18 protein-coding genes and 1 pseudogene are annotated in these 16,237 nt (G+C 70.3%); 11 read left to right on the top strand and 8 right to left on the bottom strand.

Annotated features, from left to right (window positions below; all coding sequences use genetic code 11):
* Positions 1 to 101 precede the first annotated feature (101 nt).
* Entirely contained in the window at positions 102 to 632 is a 531-nt protein-coding gene (locus VE614_RS30480) for an NUDIX domain-containing protein (protein ID WP_324944437.1), read from the bottom strand.
* A gap of 1 nt (position 633) precedes the next feature.
* The gene (locus VE614_RS30475) at positions 634 to 1,989 is read right to left on the bottom strand and encodes a tetratricopeptide repeat protein (protein ID WP_324944434.1); all 1,356 of its coding nucleotides are present in this window, start codon (positions 1,987 to 1,989) and stop codon (positions 634 to 636) included.
* A 223-nt stretch (positions 1,990 to 2,212) separates the two neighbouring features.
* Here VE614_RS30475 and VE614_RS30470 point away from each other — a divergent pair, with 223 nt between their 5' ends.
* From VE614_RS30470 to VE614_RS30450, 5 genes and pseudogenes are all read left to right on the top strand, one after another.
* On the top strand, positions 2,213 to 2,962 hold the full coding sequence (locus VE614_RS30470) for a hypothetical protein (protein WP_324944431.1): 750 nt from the start codon (positions 2,213 to 2,215) through the stop codon (positions 2,960 to 2,962).
* Between the two features lie 74 nt (positions 2,963 to 3,036).
* Positions 3,037 to 3,948, top strand: coding sequence for an aminoglycoside phosphotransferase family protein (locus VE614_RS30465; protein ID WP_324944428.1), 912 nt, complete (start codon positions 3,037 to 3,039; stop codon positions 3,946 to 3,948).
* A gap of 1 nt (position 3,949) precedes the next feature.
* Positions 3,950 to 4,642: a class I SAM-dependent methyltransferase gene (locus VE614_RS30460; protein ID WP_324944425.1), complete on the top strand. Its 693-nt coding sequence runs from the start codon at positions 3,950 to 3,952 to the stop codon at positions 4,640 to 4,642.
* Between the two features lie 35 nt (positions 4,643 to 4,677).
* Complete coding sequence (locus tag VE614_RS30455; protein WP_324944422.1) at positions 4,678 to 5,223, top strand: HAD domain-containing protein; 546 nt, start codon at positions 4,678 to 4,680, stop codon at positions 5,221 to 5,223.
* Between the two features lie 196 nt (positions 5,224 to 5,419).
* Positions 5,420 to 5,745, top strand: a pseudogene (locus VE614_RS30450) (tyrosine-type recombinase/integrase); the annotation flags it as partial.
* A gap of 7 nt (positions 5,746 to 5,752) precedes the next feature.
* On the opposite strand, the gene sodN reads toward VE614_RS30450, so the two are convergent.
* Positions 5,753 to 6,148 (bottom strand): superoxide dismutase, Ni, encoded by a 396-nt coding sequence (gene sodN / locus VE614_RS30445; protein WP_067129094.1) that lies wholly within the window; start codon positions 6,146 to 6,148, stop codon positions 5,753 to 5,755.
* Between the two features lie 145 nt (positions 6,149 to 6,293).
* Between sodN and sodX the strand changes: the two genes are divergently transcribed.
* Positions 6,294 to 6,728 carry a nickel-type superoxide dismutase maturation protease gene (gene sodX, locus VE614_RS30440; protein WP_324944570.1) on the top strand — a complete coding sequence of 145 codons (435 nt, stop codon included), beginning with the start codon at positions 6,294 to 6,296 and terminating at the stop codon, positions 6,726 to 6,728.
* Here sodX and VE614_RS30435 read toward each other — a convergent pair.
* A complete protein-coding gene (locus tag VE614_RS30435; protein ID WP_324944418.1) occupies positions 6,632 to 7,261 on the bottom strand; it encodes a CGNR zinc finger domain-containing protein in 630 nt (209 codons plus the stop codon). The two genes, sodX and VE614_RS30435, sit on opposite strands and share 97 nt — an antisense overlap.
* 101 nt (positions 7,262 to 7,362) lie before the next feature.
* Here VE614_RS30435 and VE614_RS30430 point away from each other — a divergent pair, with 101 nt between their 5' ends.
* Positions 7,363 to 8,154, top strand: a complete 792-nt coding sequence (locus VE614_RS30430) for a class I SAM-dependent methyltransferase (RefSeq protein WP_324944416.1) — start codon at positions 7,363 to 7,365, stop codon at positions 8,152 to 8,154.
* Between the two features lie 59 nt (positions 8,155 to 8,213).
* Here the strand turns inward: VE614_RS30430 and VE614_RS30425 are convergent, their stop codons facing one another.
* The 3 genes from VE614_RS30425 to VE614_RS30415 are packed head-to-tail and all read right to left on the bottom strand — an operon-like array spanning position 8,214 to position 10,965.
* Entirely contained in the window at positions 8,214 to 9,020 is an 807-nt protein-coding gene (locus VE614_RS30425) for an amino acid ABC transporter ATP-binding protein (protein WP_324944414.1), read from the bottom strand.
* On the bottom strand, positions 9,017 to 9,955 hold the full coding sequence (locus tag VE614_RS30420; RefSeq protein WP_324944411.1) for an amino acid ABC transporter permease: 939 nt from the start codon (positions 9,953 to 9,955) through the stop codon (positions 9,017 to 9,019). Before VE614_RS30420 ends, VE614_RS30425 begins: the two co-directional genes overlap by 4 nt.
* Before the next feature lie 41 nt (positions 9,956 to 9,996).
* Positions 9,997 to 10,965: an ABC transporter substrate-binding protein gene (locus VE614_RS30415; RefSeq protein WP_324944408.1), complete on the bottom strand. Its 969-nt coding sequence runs from the start codon at positions 10,963 to 10,965 to the stop codon at positions 9,997 to 9,999.
* 550 nt (positions 10,966 to 11,515) lie between these two features.
* Between VE614_RS30415 and VE614_RS30410 the strand changes: the two genes are divergently transcribed.
* From VE614_RS30410 to VE614_RS30395, 4 genes are all read left to right on the top strand, one after another.
* Complete coding sequence (locus tag VE614_RS30410; RefSeq protein WP_324944405.1) at positions 11,516 to 12,739, top strand: NADP-dependent malic enzyme; 1,224 nt, start codon at positions 11,516 to 11,518, stop codon at positions 12,737 to 12,739.
* 343 nt (positions 12,740 to 13,082) lie between these two features.
* Positions 13,083 to 14,048: a zinc-binding dehydrogenase gene (locus tag VE614_RS30405; RefSeq protein WP_324944402.1), complete on the top strand. Its 966-nt coding sequence runs from the start codon at positions 13,083 to 13,085 to the stop codon at positions 14,046 to 14,048.
* 164 nt (positions 14,049 to 14,212) lie between these two features.
* Complete coding sequence (locus VE614_RS30400; RefSeq protein WP_003997975.1) at positions 14,213 to 14,422, top strand: helix-turn-helix domain-containing protein; 210 nt, start codon at positions 14,213 to 14,215, stop codon at positions 14,420 to 14,422.
* Entirely contained in the window at positions 14,422 to 14,988 is a 567-nt protein-coding gene (locus VE614_RS30395) for a Clp protease N-terminal domain-containing protein (protein WP_324944567.1), read from the top strand. Before VE614_RS30400 ends, VE614_RS30395 begins: the two co-directional genes overlap by 1 nt.
* Positions 14,989 to 15,237: 249 nt before the next feature.
* Here VE614_RS30395 and VE614_RS30390 read toward each other — a convergent pair whose 3' ends face one another.
* Positions 15,238 to 16,236 carry a PadR family transcriptional regulator gene (locus VE614_RS30390; protein ID WP_324944398.1) on the bottom strand — a complete coding sequence of 333 codons (999 nt, stop codon included), beginning with the start codon at positions 16,234 to 16,236 and terminating at the stop codon, positions 15,238 to 15,240.
* Between the last annotated feature and the right edge of the window lies 1 nt (position 16,237).

The following is a 16,237-nucleotide window of genomic DNA, read 5'->3' as shown; positions in this document are numbered from 1 at the left end:
AGTCATCGGCCGGACACCACACTACTGGCGTGGGGGCTGTCTGGACGGCGTCTCGCGGTTGCGGCCACGGCGGACCCTGGGCATCCGGGGCACTGACGTCTCTATCGCCAGCCTTCGAGGGACACTTCCGGGCCTCCCGCAAGATATCGGTGGAGTGCGCTTGAGGTCGTGTCCACGAAGTTCTCGGGGAGGGCATTGGCGTCGACCCAGCGGACCTGGGAGTGCTTGCGGGGTTCGCGGTTCTCGGGTTCGCCGGTCCATTCGTGGGCGGCGAAGACGACCGTGAGGAAACCGTTGGGGGCTTCGACGCCCCAGGCGCCGTGGATGATGTGGGCGACCTTGAGGGACTCGGGCTTCACCGTGAGGCCGGTCTCCTCATAGAGCTCGCGGACCGCGGTTTCGGTGATGGGCTCGCCCGGCTCGCTCTTGCCGACCGGGAGGTCCCACATTCCCTGGGCGAACTTGGCGTTCTCGCTGCGCTGGAGGAGGACGACGCGGTTGGTGGCCTTGTCGTGGACGATGACGGCCGCGACCAGCAGGGTCATCGATTCGAGCGCCGGCTTGAGGGCCTTCGGCTGGTCGTCGGTCTGCTGGGTCACGGGGTTCCCTTCGTCGGGCGGGTTGTTGGGCATGTTAGGCGAGGGCCTCGCGGGCGCGGCGGGCGAGATCGGCGGCGCCGGGAACGCGGCGGCGCTGGTAGACCGCGAGGGTGGAGCGAATTGAAGTGATCGCCTTGCGGGTGCGGTCGGAGGTCATGCCCTCCATGAGGACCAGGGCTTGGGTCCAGGCGGCGACGGCTTCGTCGGCGCGGGCCTGGGCGGCGAGGCTGTCGCCGAGGTCGGCGTGAGTGAGGGCGTGGACACGCTTGTACTTCTCGGGGTCCCAGCGGGTGAGGGCGTCTCGGTGCTGCTGTTCGGTGCCGATGTGGTCGGCGAGGTCGGTCAGGGTGCGGGCGGTGTGGCTGGCCACGGTGCCGGCGGCGGGGCCGCTGACGCGGGAGTAGCTGGGCTGGGGGTCGTCGTCGCGGAGGAGGGCGTCCTCGGCGGCGAGGAGGGCGCGTGCGGCCGACGGGTTCTCGTCGGTAGCGGCGTAGGCGCGGGCGTGGGTGATGTGGAGGAGGGCCTCGGTCTGGCCGTCGACGTGGCCGAGACCTGCGCGTAGGGCGCCTTCGACGAGGTCGACGCAGTGGTGGGGCTGCTTGAGGCTCAGGGCCTGGTGGGCGAGGGCGCGCATCATCCAGGCGGCGTGGCCGTGGGGGTCGGCTTCGCAGGCGAGCTTGTAGCCGACCTGGTAGTAACGCTGGGCGGCGCCTTCCTGGCCGAGGTCGTGGTGCTTCCACCCTGCGAGGTAGGCGAGTTCGGCGACGGCACCGAAGGCGGCCCGGCGTAAGGCTTCGCTGGGGAAGCGCCCGCGCAGCATGGGGGCGGCTGTGTCGGCGAGGTACGCGGTGACGGTGGTCAGGCCGTGCCCGCCGCCAAGACGCTCGTCGGCCGCGCTGAAGGCCGCGGTGATCTGCCGGACGACGTCCACATCCTCCGCGCCGACCAGGGACGTGCCGGTGCGAGCGCGGAGCATGCGGGCGGTGGCTTCGTGGTCGTAACCGAGCGGCATGGCGACGCCAGCGGTGGTGAAGGCCGCGATGGCGAGGAAGCGGCGGCGCTCAACGTCGGCCCGCCCCAGGTCGGTGACCGCGAGGACGGGGTCGGATTCCGCCAGCTCTTCGTCATCACCGACGTGAAGGCCGATCTCGGTCTGGGTGACCGTGCGCCCCGCTCGGCGGGACAGCGCCTCGGCCAGGTACTGACCTACCCGGCCCGACGGGGCGCGGGTGCCGTTCACCCAGTGCGAGACGGCCGACTTGTTGGTCTGGAGGACCTCGCCGTTCTCGGCCGCGATGCGCCGCACGTCTCTGGCGAGGCCCTCGTAGGTGCAGCCGACCGCCGCGATGACGTCACGCAGACGGGAGTTGGGTTCTCTCGGCGCCGCCACGATCGCCTCCGCCCTGGAGCTGTAAACCGCGTATACCGCTTCAACTGCCTTCCACCGTACCCACTCAGCGTGACCACCGGTTCACTTATCAGCAGCCGCCCGGAACGGCGCGACCGTGATCCAGGCTCCCCCTTGGTCCGGGCGGCACCCCGAAGTTCCGTACGCCCACACCAGGCTCGGGCATTCCTGTGCCCGAACCCGGCCGATCAGAGACGGAGACACGGTGACCACCATCGACACCACGGCCATCACGGTCGAGCTGCCCGAGGCGTTCGACCCGCGCTGGAGCCGCCTGCCCGGCGTCCAGGTCGACGGCCGGCGCATCACGATCGACCCGGCCGAGTACTTCTTCCGCTTCGAGTCCAACACCTGGCTCGTCGCCGACTGGGAGCTGGTCAAGTCCCAGCTCCTGAACGTGGACGAGACGACCGAGAGCACGGTCGAGCAGCTCGCGCTCGACTTCATCAAGCGGCACAGCGAGTCCACGTCCGACGCGGCCCGCGTCCTGGCCACCGCGTACGAGGTGTACGCGTACCTCTTCCGCGAGGAGCACCTGGCCGGCCTCGGCCTGCCGCAGATCACCGCCGACCACCTGCGGATGCTCCGCGAGGCCGCCACGCTCATGGCGCTCAACAAGGTCGAGCTGGACGGGCACATCTCCAACGTCGGCCCGTGCTGGTTCTTCCCCGCCGCCACCTCCGTCGTCTTCGACCTCGACGACGAGATGGGCGGGATGCTCGACGAGGTCTACCACGGCGGCTGGTTCAACGAGCACCGCCGGATCGAGTCCATCAAGGCCCACGCCGCGCTCGGCGGCCGGCTCGTGCACGGCTGCCAGTCCGTGCCGGACCAGTCCGGCGGCGTGGTCGCGCCCTACGGTGCCTCGATGGCGAACTTCCGTGACGACCTCGCCGCGTTCAAGGCGGGCTGGATCGAGCAGGTCTACGCCCACCGCGTGAACCCTGCCGCGTAACCACCCGATCAGGCTCCGGGGCGGGTCGGTATCTCTCGCCCGCCCCGGACGCCACCATCCCCTGGAGCCCTCACGTGACCGCGAACCCCAGCGCCGAACTCCTCGACAATCTGCTCACCGCGACCGGCCAGACCACCGCCGTACGGGAGGAGGTACGCGTGTGGTCCATGTCCGGCGTCGAGCGCGTGACCTTCCCCGACGGTGCCACGGCCATCTTCAAGTACGCCAAGAAGCCCTTCGACAGCGAGGACCAGGCCCTCCGCCTGGCCCACACCCTCGGCGTACCCGTCCCCCATGTCCACGCCTCCGCCGTCCTGGACGGCTGGCTCGGAATGCTCATGGAAGACCTCGGACCCTCCGTACGCGAGGCCGACGACCTCGACGGCGTCGCCGCAGCCGTGATCCTGCACGGCACCCGTACGGCCCCGCCCTTGCCCGTCCTCGACCAGGACCGGCTGCGCACGCTCCCGGCCCGGGCGCTGGAACACCTCGAACGGCTGCGCAAGGCCGATCGGTGGCAGGACGCCGACGACGTCGAGGACGCGCTCGACCGTATCGCCCAGGCCACCGAGGCCCGCTCGGCCGGAGCAACACTGGAACCGTTCGGATGGGTGCACTCCGAGTTCCACCCCACCAGCCTCCACATCGGCAAGCGCGGCTGGAGGCTGCTCGACTTCGCCCGCACCTTCACCGGCCCCGGCCTGCTCGACCTCGCCAGCTGGCACGGCACCATCGAACCCCCGCACCCCGTACGCCTGCGCGTCTTCCTGGAGCAGTACGTCACCGCCGGCGGCACCCCCGACGCCCTCGCCCGGCGCGGCGGGCTCACCGCCGAGAACTGGGCCCTGGGCTGGCACCGTATGTGGGTCGTCGAGTGGTTCATGGAGCAGTCCATCCGCTGGATCAACGACCCGGCCACCGACCCCGTCTACATCAAGGCCGTCCGCCGCCACCTCACCGACGTCCTCCACCTCCTGGAGATCTGACGTGCTCGCCCAGGCATCCCCCTGGCACGCCCACGCCCTCCAACGCACCGCCGCCGGACTCGCTGAACCCCTCTCCGTACCCGCCCGGATGGAGTGGACCACGAGGCCGGGCCAAGGACCCGGCGCCGAGATCCTCGGGCCCGACCTGCGCGGCAAGCGGCTTCTGGAACTCGGCTGCGGCCCCGGCCACAACGCAGCCCACCTCACCATCCGCCATGGGGCTCACGTCACCGGGGTCGACTTGGTCGGCCTGCAGGTCCGCCGTGCCCGTTCCCACTACGGACGGTTGAACAACCTCACCCTCGTGGCTGGCCACGCGCTGCACCACCTGTACGCGTCCGACGAGCAGTTCGACGTGATCTACTCCGTATTCGGTGCCGTCGGCCTCGTCGCCCCCGAGCTCCTGTTGCCGGCCGTGGCCCAGCGCCTCACGCCCGGCCGGGTGCTCGTCTTCTCTGTCCCTCACCCGCAGCGTGGCGGCCGAAGCCCCTCGGGCGACGACCGGCCCCGCCGCGACCACGTCACTCTTCCCGATCGAACCCGCCTACCCATCGCCCGCTGGGAGTTCTCCACGGACCGCTGGGAGAAGCACCTCAGCCGGGTGGGCTTCTGGCTCACCTCGGCCCAGGAGTTCACCGACCCCCGCATGGGCCACTGGCCCACCACCCTGCTGATCCGCGCCCGCAAGCTCTGACCAGACATTCGCCCCGGCTTCCCCTGGAGGAACCGATGCGCCGGCCCTACCTGCTCCTCGACATCGACGGCGTCCTCATACCCTTCCCCAACACAGACGGCTCGACCCCGGCCACCCACGCCCGCCACGACGTCGTCCCCACCGGCCGCAGCTCCGACAACCCGGTCACCGTCTGGCTCCACCCCGACCACGGCCGCCTGCTCGTGGACGTCATCCGCACCGGCCTGGTCACCCCGGTCTGGTGCACCAGCTGGCGGCAGGACGCCACTACCCTCATCGGCCCGCTCCTTGGCATTCCGACCCTGCCGTACATCGACCTGCCCCGCCCCCAGATCACCACCAGCCACCCCAACGGCTACCTCTGGAAGCGCGACCACGTCGACGCATGGCTGGCAGACGCCCCCGCCGTCTGGATCGACGACGACTTCACTAGCCTCGACCACGCCTGGGCGGCGGAGCGCACCACCAAGGGAACGGCGACCCTCCTCGTTCAGCCCGACCGTCACCTCGGGCTGCAACCCGAGCACCTCACCGAGGTCACGACGTGGGCCTCACAGCTACCCGCAGCCCGTGCCGCCTGACGACTGGTGCCCTCGCTGCCATGGACAGCGAGGGCACCAGGGTGTGCTGTGGGGTCCGACTACCTGGGCGCGGGTAGTCGGGCCCCACTGCCTTGCCGGACTTGAGGATCGGAGACAGCCGCTCATCCGTCGCGCCGAGTGGTCAGGTGGATCGTCGAGTTCCAGTGACCGGAGTAAGGCCACGACGGCTGGACGGAACTGCGCTCGCAGGGCGCTCCAGGCGGCCGAGACGAAGTCGCCGAGCGCGAAGGCCGTAACGCCGTCGAGCTGCCGCACATGGTGACCCACGATCTGCGGCACTTCTACGCCTCCGCGCTCATCGCCGGCGGAGCGAGCGTCAAGCAGGTGCAGTTGGTCCTCGGGCACGCGTCCGCCGTCATCACGCTGCGGATCTACGCGCACCTGTGGCTCGGCGAAGAAGACCGCACCCGGGCCGTCATGGACGCCGTGCTCGGCGGCCTGCGGACCGGGTGCGGACAGGTAGGCGATTCGACCCACGTTAGTGCAGGTCAGACGGCCTAGGCTGAGATCAAGCCTTCTTGGTCTCCCAGAAGATCTTGTCGATCTGGGCGATGTAGTCCAGCGCCTTCTGGCCGGTCGCCGGGTCAGTCGACGCCTTGGCGGCCGAGAGGGCCTTCAGGGCGTCGTTGACCAGCTGGTGCAGCTCCGGGTACTTCTCGAAGTGCGGGGCCTTGAAGTAGTCGCTCCAGAGCACCGAGACGTGGTGCTTGGCAAGCTCCGCGCGCTGCTCCTTGATGACCGTGGCGCGCGCCTGGAAGTGCGGGTCGTCGTTGGCGGCCATCTTCTCCTGGACGGCCTTCACCGACTCCGCCTCGATGCGGGCCTGGGCCGGGTCGTACACACCGCAGGGCAGGTCGCAGTGCGCGCTGACCTTGACCTTGGGGGCAAACAGGCGGGAAAGCATGGAGCATTCCTTCCTCGTGATCGTCTTCTCAGGTGGGACATTACTCCCTGAGGGACGCGTTTTCGCGAGTGCCCCCTAGGGCTTAGGACAAAAGTCCGGGGTGAGACTGAGACTGGTGGAGGATCGAACCGGGGAGGTGCCGGGCATGCGGGAGCCGTCGCAGGAGACCGAGCGCAGGGGGGCGGTGGCGCCCTTCGGGCTGGCAGAGGTGACCGGGCCGTCGATGGTGCCCACACTGCTGCACGGGGACCGGCTGGTGGTGCACTACGGCGCCCGGATCCGGCCCGGTGACGTGGTGGTCCTGCGCCATCCGTTCCAGCAGGACCTGTTGGTGGTGAAGCGGGCCGCGGAGCGCCGCGACGGCGGCTGGTGGGTGCTCGGGGACAACGCGTACGCGGGCGGCGACAGCACCGACTACGGCACCGTTCCGCAGGAGCTGGTGCTGGGCCGGGTCCGCTTCCGGTACCGGCCGCGCACGCCGGATCAGCGCTCGCCGCTGGCGGCGCTGCGCTGGGCGCTGTCGGCGGCCAGGCCGGTCTTCTGCGACCGGTCCGCCTCCAGGCGCTTGCGGGCGCGGTAGGCGGCCACGTTCGCCCGGGTGGCGCAGCGGTCGGAGCAGTAGCGCCGGGAGCGGTTGGTGGAGGTGTCGAGGTAGGCGTTGCGGCACGGGGACGCCTCGCACAGGCCCAGGCGGTCCACGCCGTACTCGGTGAGGTGGAAGGCCAGGCCCATGGCCGCGATGGCCGCGTAGCCGGCGGTCGCGTTCGACGGGTGGTCGGCGAGGTGCATGTGCCACAGCGGGCGGCCGTCCTCGTCCCGGGTGTCGTGGCCGGAGATCTGCGGGCTCACCGGGAACTCCAGCAGCAGCGAGTTCAGCAGGTCCACCGCCAGGGTCTCGTCGCCGCCGTCCGCCGCTTCGAAGACCGCGCGCAGCCGCCCCCGGACCGAGCGGAAGCGGGTGACGTCGGCCTCGGTGGCGCGCCGGGCGGCCGACTGGTTCTCCCCGAAGAGACCGCGCACGGCCTCGACGGACGTCAGCGAGTCCTTGCCCCGGGCCGGCTCCTCGCTGTTGACGAGACGTACGGCGTAATCCGAGTAATAGGCCAGTTCCACTTGTAGTCCTTACGCGGGCGCTCTATGGTCGTGCTTGCGGTCGGGTAACAGACGATCCTGCTTCCAGGGTATTACGTACGCGTACGTCAGGGAGGGCGACGATGACCGAGACGGACACCACGGACACCACCGGCACCACCACGGCCACCGGCACCGACTGGCAGGCCTGGCAGGAGAGCTGGGACCGCCAGCAGGAGTGGTACATGCCCGACCGCGAGGAGCGCTTCCGGATCATGCTGGACATGGTCGAGGCGGTCGTCGGCCGCGCGCCCCGCGTCCTCGACCTCGCCTGCGGCACCGGCACCATCACGGCCCGGCTGCTCGCCCGCTTCCCCGAGGCCACCAGCACCGGCGTCGACCTCGACCCCGCCCTGCTCACCATCGCCGAGGGCACCTTCGCGGGCGACGACCGGGTCACCCTGGTCACCGCCGACCTCAAGGACCCCGACTGGCCGGCGAAGCTGCCGTACGACTCCTACGACGCCGTCCTCACCGCGACCGCCCTGCACTGGCTGCACAGCGAACCCCTCGCGGCCCTCTACGGTCAGGTCGCGGAGCTGGTCCGCGACGGCGGTGTCTTCATGAACGCGGACCACATGATCGACGACAGCACGCCCCGGATCAACGCCGCGGAGCGCGCCCTGCGCCACGCCCGGATGGATCAGGCCAAGCGCGGCGGCGTGCTCGACTGGGCCGAGTGGTGGCAGCTGGCCGCCGAGGACCCGGTGCTCGCCGAGCCCACCGCCCGCCGCTTCGAGATCTACGGCGAACACGCCGACGGCGACATGCCGCCCGTCGCGTGGCACGCCCGCGTGCTGCGCGAGAAGGGCTTCGCCGAGGCACGCCCGGTGTGGTGCTCGCCCTCCGACACCCTGCTGCTCGCCCTCAGGTGACCGGTACGCGACGAGGGGCGGTACGGGTGACCCGTACCGCCCCTCGTCGCGCGTGGCGCCTACAGCACCTTGGACAGGAACGCCTTCGTCCGCTCGTGCTGCGGGTCGGTCAGGACGTCGCGCGGGTTGCCGGACTCGACCACCACACCGCCGTCCATGAAGACCAGGCTGTCGCCGACCTCGCGGGCGAAGCCCATCTCGTGGGTGACGACGACCATCGTCATGCCGGACTCGGCCAGGTCGCGCATGACGTCGAGGACGTCACCGACCAGCTCCGGGTCGAGCGCCGAGGTCGGCTCGTCGAACAGCATCAGCTTCGGGTCCATGGCCAGCGCGCGGGCGATCGCCACCCGCTGCTGCTGGCCGCCGGAGAGCTGCGAGGGGTAGTTCCCGGCCTTGTCGCCGAGGCCCACGCGCTCCAGGAGCGCCATCGCGCGCTCCTTGGCCTCCGCCCTGCCCTTGCCCCTGACCTGGATCGGGGCCTCCATGACGTTCTCCACGGCCGTCATGTGCGGGAACAGGTTGAAGCGCTGGAAGACCATGCCGATGTCCCGGCGCTTGAGGGCGACCTCGCTGTCCTTCAGCTCGTACAGCTTGTCGCCCTTCTGGCGGTAGCCGACCAGCTCGCCGTCGACGTACAGCCGCCCGGCGTTGATCTTCTCCAGGTGGTTGATGCACCGCAGGAAGGTCGACTTGCCGGAGCCGGAGGGGCCGATGAGGCAGAACACCTCACCCTGCTTGACCTCCAGGTCGATGCCCTTGAGGACCTCGACCGAGCCGTAGCTCTTGTGGACGCCCTCGGCCTTGACCATGGGGACGGCGGCCTGCTTCACGGGCGCGTCCGTCTTGCTGAGCTTCTCGGTCATGCCATGCCCCCCTTCGGGCGGCCCAGGGACAACATGTTGGCCCGCACCTTCTGCCACGGCGTGGGCGGCAGCTGGCGGGAGGAACCGCGGGCGTAGTAGCGCTCCAGGTAGTACTGGCCGACGCTGAACACCGAGGTCAGCAGCAGGTACCAGGCCGCGGCGAGGAACAGCATCTCGGCCGGGGCGCCGGACGTCTGGCCGATGTCCTGGGCGACGCGGAACAACTCGGAGTACTGGACGACCGAGACCAGCGAGGTCGTCTTCAGCATGTTGATGACCTCGTTGCCCGTCGGCGGCACGATCACCCGCATCGCCTGCGGGATCACGATCCGGCGCAGGGTCTTGGCGTGGCTCATGCCCAGGGCGTGCGCCGCCTCGGTCTGGCCCTCGTCGACCGCGAGCAGACCGGCGCGGCAGATCTCCGCCATGTACGCGGCCTCGTTGAGGCCGAGGCCGAGCAGCACGGTCAGGAACGGGGTCATGAAGTCCGACCACTCGTCCTTGTAGACCGGCCCGAGGTTGATGTACTCGAAGACCAGGCCCAGGTTGAACCAGACCACGAGCTGCACCAGGACCGGCGTACCGCGGAAGAACCAGATGTAGAACCACGCGATGGTCGAGGTCACCGGGTTGCGGGAGAGCCGCATGACGGCGAGCAGAATGCCGCCGACGATGCCGATCGCCATGGACAGGACGGTCAGCAGAAGCGTTTTGCTGACGCCTTCGAGGACGCGGTCGTCGAAGAAGTAGTCGGGGATCGCGTCCCAGTTGATCTTGCCCTGGGAGAACGCGTACACGACCGCGCCGAACAGCGCGAGCGCGACGACGGCGGAGACATACCGCCCGTAGTGCCGGACCGGGATGGCCTTGATGGCCTCCGGTCCGGCCGGGGGTGTGTCGGCCGGGCCCGTCGTCTTGTCGATGTCAACAGTCACGGGTGTTGCCTTTCAGTGCCCGCAGTGCGGTGGTCACGCCGTCACTTGCCGCCGTTGATGACGGCTTCCTCGACGGCGCCCTCGGCGACGCCCCACTTGTCGAGGATCTTGCCGTACTCGCCATTGGCGATGATCGCGTCCAGGGCGGCCTTCAGCGCGTCCCGCAGCTGGGCGTCGTTCTTGGCGACCGCGATGCCGTACGGCGCCGCCTCCACCTGTTCGCCGACCAGCTGGAAGTCCTTGCCGCCGCCGGAGGTCTTCACGGCGTACGCGGCGACCGGGAAGTCCGAGGAGCCGGCGTCCGCGCCGCCGCCGCGCAGGCGGGTCTGGGCCTGCTGGTCGTTGTCGAAGGCCTCGATGGAGAGCTTCTTCTTCTTCGGGCACTTCTTCGCCTCGGCCTTGGCCAGGTCCTCGGAGACCGTGCCCCGCTGCACCACGACCTTCTTGCCGCACAGGTCGGACCAGGCCTTGATGCCCTGGTCGTCGCCCTTCTTGGTGTAGATCGAGACACCCGCGGTGAAGTAGTCGACGAAGTCGACGCCCTCGCCGACCTTCTTGCCGGTGTCGGAGTCGATGCCCTCCTGGCGGTCCTTGGTGTCGGTCATCGCGGACATGGCGATGTCGTAGCGACCCGAGCGCAGACCGGTGATCAGGGAGTCGAAGGTGCCGTTCTCGAACTGGAACTCGACACCGAGCTGCTTGCCCATGGCGGCGGCGATGTCCGGGTCGATGCCGACCGTGTTGCCGGAGGCGTCCTTGAACTCGACGGGCGCGTACGCGATGTCCGAGCCGACCTTGATGGCGCCCTTGTCGCGGATGTCCTTGGGCAGCCGGTCGGCCAGCGGTGCCTCCACGGTCCTCGTCGCGGTGTCCGTGCTGCCCGAGCCGCCGGCCTTGTCCGTCTGGTCGCCGCAGCCGGTGAGCAGCAGGGCGCCTGCGACCGCGATCGAGCCGACCGCGGCTAGCCGGGAACGCGCGGCGGTCGGACGACGGGTGGAGCTTGCGGTCATTTTGGGTTCCTCCGGCGGATGGGTGGAGTTGCCGATGGGTCGACGAGAACACACACCTTCGGGTGTCGCGACCTCGTGTGATTACGGCATCTTGCCATTCGGACTGAGCCATTCAGGGGGCTCGCTATGTCAAAATCGGATAACGGGTGACCCCCGAACCGCATCACTCCGGACAACACGGCCGCACCTTCTGCGGAAATCCCTCCTTCCAGCCGGAAGATCTTCGGCCTGTCTCACGATGTGGATGTTCGAAACCTGCCATTTGCCGGTTGTTGATCGTTTGTCAAGGGTTTGTCGAGCCCTTGTCCTCATATTCGGTCATGAGTCGTGTCGTCGGCATGTGACCTTCGCGTTATGGACTCGTCGGCGACCGCCTCTGTCCGGTAAGAAGGTTCTTTACACCCCTCATCCGGGGCAGGGCGCGTGTGCGGCGCGCCCGTCGCGTATGAGCCCTACGCATCAGTCACTGGGTCATATGCGGTGCCCGCCCACCCCTCACCAGGAGTGGACCCAAACCCTCAACCAATGAAGATTTAAGGGGTAAAACGAAGTGGCAGCGGAGATCGTCAATCCTCGCAGCGAGGCGCATACGGATCAGGAGGGCGGTGCGGAGCCCCTCGATTCCTTCGATCCGGCGTTCGCGCTGCACCGCGGCGGCAAGATGGCCGTGCAGGCCACCGTGCCGGTCCGTGACAAGGACGACCTGAGCCTGGCGTACACGCCCGGCGTCGCGAAAGTGTGCACCGCGATCGCCGAGCAGCCGGACCTCGTGCACGACTACACCTGGAAGTCGTCGGTCGTGGCCGTCGTGACGGACGGTACGGCCGTGCTCGGGCTCGGCGACATCGGACCCGAAGCCTCCCTTCCCGTGATGGAAGGCAAGGCCATCCTCTTCAAGCAGTTCGGCGGCGTCGACGCGGTGCCGATCGCGCTGGCCTGCACCGACGTCGACGAGATCGTCGAAACGGTGGTGCGGCTCGCCCCGTCCTTCGGCGGCGTGAACCTGGAGGACATCTCGGCACCCCGGTGCTTCGAGATCGAGCGCCGGCTCCAGGAGCGGCTCGACATCCCGATCTTCCACGACGACCAGCACGGCACGGCCGTCGTCACGCTGGCCGCGCTGCGGAACGCGGCCCGGCTCAGCGGGCGGGAGATCGGGCAGCTGCGGGCCGTCATCTCGGGCGCCGGCGCGGCCGGTGTCGCCATCGCCAAGATGCTGGTCGAGGCCGGCATCGGCGACGTCGCGGTGGCCGACCGCAAGGGCGTCGTCTCGGCGGACCGGGACGACCTGACGGACGTCAAGCGCCAGCTGGCCGGGTTCACCAACAAGGCCGGGCTCAGCGGCTCGCTGGAGGACGCCCTCGCGGGCGCCGACGTCTTCATCGGCGTCTCCGGCGGCACGGTCGCGGAGGAGGCCGTCGCCTCCATGGCCGAGGGCGCGTTCGTGTTCGCCATGGCCAACCCGAACCCCGAGGTGCACCCGGACGTCGCGCACAAGTACGCGGCGGTCGTCGCCACCGGGCGCTCGGACTTCCCGAACCAGATCAACAACGTGCTGGCGTTCCCCGGCATCTTCGCCGGTGCGCTCCAGGTGCGGGCCTCCCGGATCACCGAGGGCATGAAGATCGCGGCGGCGGAGGCGCTGGCCTCGGTGGTCGGCGACGATCTCGCCGCCGACTACGTCATCCCTTCGCCGTTCGACGAGCGGGTCGCCCCCGCCGTCACGGCCGCGGTGGCCGCGGCGGCCCGGGCGGAGGGTGTCGCCCGGAGGTGAGCTGAGGTCGGCCGCGTCGGCCGCGTCGGCCGCTTCGGCTCGGTGAGCGGCGTCGGGCGGCCCGGCCGCGTTGGCCGGCCGGACCGCGTCGGCTGGCCGGGCCGTGTTGGCCGGCTGGGTTGGGCTGAATGGCCCCGTTCTTTCGGACGGGGCCATTTGCCTGTCGGGTGCGCCGTTCGGGTGGGGGTGGATCTGCCGGGCGGGAAGTCGCGCGGGGTGTCGCGCGGCTCGGCGGCGTGAGGTGCCGCCCGCAGTGCGGCCGTGTGGGCCGCGGGCGCAAGAGGGCGTGTCTCACAGCTCGGTGCGGTTCCCCTGGCCCAGGCGGACGCCTATCGTCGCCACCATGTTCGCTGTCTACGCCGCCCGAATCGACCGCGACCAGCCGCTCACCGGCCTGGAGTTGGGGGAGCGCCCCGCCCCCGAGGCCCGTCCCGGCTGGAGTGTCGTCAACGTCAGGGCCGCCTCCCTCAACCACCACGACCTCTGGTCCCTCCGCGGTGTCGGCCTCTCCGAGGACCGGCTGCCGATGATCCTCGGCTGCGACGCCGCGGGGATCGACGAGGACGGAAACGAGGTCGTCCTGCACTCCGTCATCGGTCAGACCGGCCACGGGGTCGGCCCGAAGGAACCCCGCTCCATCCTCACCGAGCGCTATCAGGGCACCTTCGCCGAGCAGGTCGCCGTACCGACCTGGAACATCCTGCCCAAGCCGAAGGAACTGTCCTTCGAGGAGGCCGCCTGTCTGCCGACCGCCTGGCTGACGGCGTACCGGATGCTCTTCACCAACGCCGGGGTGCGCCCCGGTGACTCGGTGCTCGTGCAGGGCGCGGGCGGCGGGGTGGCCACGGCCGCCATCGTGCTCGGCAAGGCCGCCGGGCTGCGGGTCTTCGCGACAAGCCGGGACGAGGCCAAGCGCAAGCGGGCGCTCGAACTCGGCGCCGTGGAGGCGCTGGAGCCGGGGGCGCGGCTGCCGCAGCGGGTGGACGCGGTGATCGAGACGGTGGGCGCCGCGACCTGGTCGCACTCGGTGAAGTCGCTGCGGCCCGGCGGCACGCTGGTCATCTCCGGTGCCACCAGTGGCGACCGGCCCTCGCACGCCGAACTGACGCGGATCTTCTTCCTGGAGCTGAAGGTGGTCGGGTCGACCATGGGCACCAAGGAGGAGCTGGAGGATCTGCTGTCGTTCTGCGCGGCCACGGGGGTGCGGCCGGTGATCGACGAGGTGCTGCCGCTGGACCGGGCCCGGGAGGGCTTCGAGCGGCTGGCTGCGGGGGACCAGTTCGGCAAGATCGTGCTCACCAACTCCTGAGTACGCCTGACCAGTGGTGAGCAGTCCTGAGTCTCGTTATCAGTCCTGAGTCTCGTTGGCTCTGCTGGTCGACGGCCGGTCCGGTGGTTCCGGGCCGGCCGTTTTCGCACTCCTTTCGTCAACTCCGGTTGACGTCCACGGTCGTGTCAACGTAAGTTGACGGCATGACCGAAGCAACGGATCTCGCCGAGCGGGCGGGCGACCGCGATCCCCGGGTCGGGCTGCGAGCCGTCGCCGCCCTGCGCAGGCTGCTGGAGCAGTTGGAGGCCGTGCAGGTGCGCAGTGCGCGCAACCAGGGCTGGTCGTGGCAGGAGATCGCCGCGGAACTCGGAGTGAGCAGGCAGGCCGTGCACAAGAAGTACGGGAGGCGATGATGTTCGAGCGGTTCACCAAGGACGCCCGTGAGGTGGTGAAGGAGGCCGTCGCCCGGGCCGAGCGCGAGCGGGCGCGAACCGTCGACGCCGGGCATCTGCTGCTGGCACTCCTCGACCGGGAGGCGAGCCACGGCTCCTTCGTGCTCGCGGCGCTGGGGGTCACCGGGCGCCGGGAGTCGGTGGCCCGGGCACTGGCCGAAGCGCGGCGCCGGGCCGGGCTGTCCCAGGCCGAGACCGAGGCACTCGCCGGGCTGGGGATCGATGTGGCGGAGATCGTGGCCCGGGTGGAGGAGGTGCACGGCGCCGGCGCGATGGCCGGGTCGCCCAAGGGCAAGGCGTGGTGGGGCGGCGGCCGCCCCTCCTTCGGGCGGGACGCGAAGACGGTGCTGGAGAAATCCCTCCGCGTCGCCCTCGCCCGCCGCGATCGCAGCATCGGCGACCAGCATCTCCTGCTCGCCCTCACGACTTTCCCCGGTGTGGCCGCGGAGGTGCTGGCGGATCACGGCGTCACGTACCAGTCGGTGACGCGGGTGCTGGACGGTGGGGGAGAGGCCAGGGCCGGGTGAGGCGCCGGTCGGGGCTCGGTCACGCCCCACGCCGGCCGGCGTGCGCGGCTGGGCTCCGGTCGCGCCCAGTCCCTGGCGTGCCGCGGCCGAACTCCGACCGCCCTTGCGGCTGTGCGTGCGGTGACCGATGACCTGGCGCCCGGTGGTCCCGGTGGTCCTGATGCGCCGTGACCGTGGATCGTCGGCCCCGCATCCCGGCTCTCGCATGCCGTACCGCCGACCCCTGCCCGCTCCTCCCAGGGGGTCTCCCTAGGCCTTCGGTGTCTTCAGCAGTGCGCTGATGTGGGCTGCCGTCGTGGACAAGTGGTGGCGGGCGTCGCGGAGTTGGTCCGGGGTGATGCCGTGGTCGCGGGCCGCGTCGCGGATGTCGTCGCGGAAGCGGTCCAGCAGCCGGTCCAGGTCGCGGGCGGGGTCCCCGGTGGGGGGCTCGTGGGCCCAGGCGGGCTCGTACGCGGCGGGGAAGTCCTCGGGGGTCGTCGAGTACTCCGGCTCCGGGCCCGCCTTGGCCGGGTTCGGGCGGCCGAAGCCCTTGCCGAAGTCCCTGCCGAACTCCTTGGCCAGTTCGGTCAGCCCCTCGCGCAGACCCGTCGGCCAGTCGCCCCGCGCGAAGTGGTCCTGCACCTGCTCCTGGACCCGTCGGGCGATGCGCTGCACCTCCTCCTGGGCTTGTGCCCGCGCCCGCTCCTGCGCCTCCTTCGCCTGGCGCCGGGCGCGCTCGGCCTCCTCGCGGGCCCGGCGGCTCTCGTCCTTGGCGCGGCGGGCCTGTTCCTTCCATTCCTGCTTGACGCGCCGGATCTCCTCCTTGGCCGCGCGCCAGGCCTCGTTGTCCGTCGGCTCCCCGGCGGCACCGGCGCCCTGCCGGGCCTGGCTCGCGGCGGCGGCCCGCATCTCGCGCCGCAGGTCACCGGCCGCGCCCCGGACGTCGGCGCGGATCTCGGCGGCCAGTTCGGCGACCGACTCCCTGATCTCCAGCTCCAGATCGGCCAGTTCGCCGCTGCGGTCGGCCAGTTCGGCACGGCCCGCGTCCGTGATGGCGTACACCTTGCGGCCGCCCTCGGTGGTGTGGGTGACCAGGCCCTCGCTCTCCAGCTTGGCGAGGCGTGGATAGACCGTGCCCGCCGACGGTGCGTACAGCCCCTGGAAGCGCTCCTCCAGGAGGCGGATCACCTCGTAGCCGTGGCGCGGGGCCTCGTCGAGGAGCTTCAGCAGGTAGAGGCGGAGGCGGCCGTGGGCGAAGACGGGGGGCATG

Source organism: Streptomyces sp., assembly GCF_035645055.1.
Taxonomy (GTDB): domain Bacteria; phylum Actinomycetota; class Actinomycetes; order Streptomycetales; family Streptomycetaceae; genus Streptomyces.
The sequence above is the reverse complement of the archived record's forward strand: the minus strand, read 5'-3'. Positions and strand labels throughout refer to the sequence as shown.

What these genes read in the sequence shown, in the direction of transcription:
- VE614_RS30480 (WP_324944437.1), bottom strand. Translation starts at nt 632, where the DNA reads ATGCCCAACAACCCGCCCGACGAAGGGAACCCCGTGACCCAGCAGACC.
- VE614_RS30455 (WP_324944422.1), top strand. Translation starts at nt 4,678, where the DNA reads ATGCGCCGGCCCTACCTGCTCCTCGACATCGACGGCGTCCTCATACCC.
- sodN (WP_067129094.1), bottom strand. Translation starts at nt 6,148, where the DNA reads ATGCTTTCCCGCCTGTTTGCCCCCAAGGTCAAGGTCAGCGCGCACTGC.
- sodX (WP_324944570.1), top strand. Translation starts at nt 6,294, where the DNA reads ATGCGGGAGCCGTCGCAGGAGACCGAGCGCAGGGGGGCGGTGGCGCCC.
- VE614_RS30430 (WP_324944416.1), top strand. Translation starts at nt 7,363, where the DNA reads ATGACCGAGACGGACACCACGGACACCACCGGCACCACCACGGCCACC.
- VE614_RS30425 (WP_324944414.1), bottom strand. Translation starts at nt 9,020, where the DNA reads ATGACCGAGAAGCTCAGCAAGACGGACGCGCCCGTGAAGCAGGCCGCC.
- VE614_RS30415 (WP_324944408.1), bottom strand. Translation starts at nt 10,965, where the DNA reads ATGACCGCAAGCTCCACCCGTCGTCCGACCGCCGCGCGTTCCCGGCTA.
- VE614_RS30405 (WP_324944402.1), top strand. Translation starts at nt 13,083, where the DNA reads ATGTTCGCTGTCTACGCCGCCCGAATCGACCGCGACCAGCCGCTCACC.
- VE614_RS30400 (WP_003997975.1), top strand. Translation starts at nt 14,213, where the DNA reads ATGACCGAAGCAACGGATCTCGCCGAGCGGGCGGGCGACCGCGATCCC.
- VE614_RS30395 (WP_324944567.1), top strand. Translation starts at nt 14,422, where the DNA reads ATGTTCGAGCGGTTCACCAAGGACGCCCGTGAGGTGGTGAAGGAGGCC.
- VE614_RS30390 (WP_324944398.1), bottom strand. Translation starts at nt 16,236, where the DNA reads ATGCCCCCCGTCTTCGCCCACGGCCGCCTCCGCCTCTACCTGCTGAAG.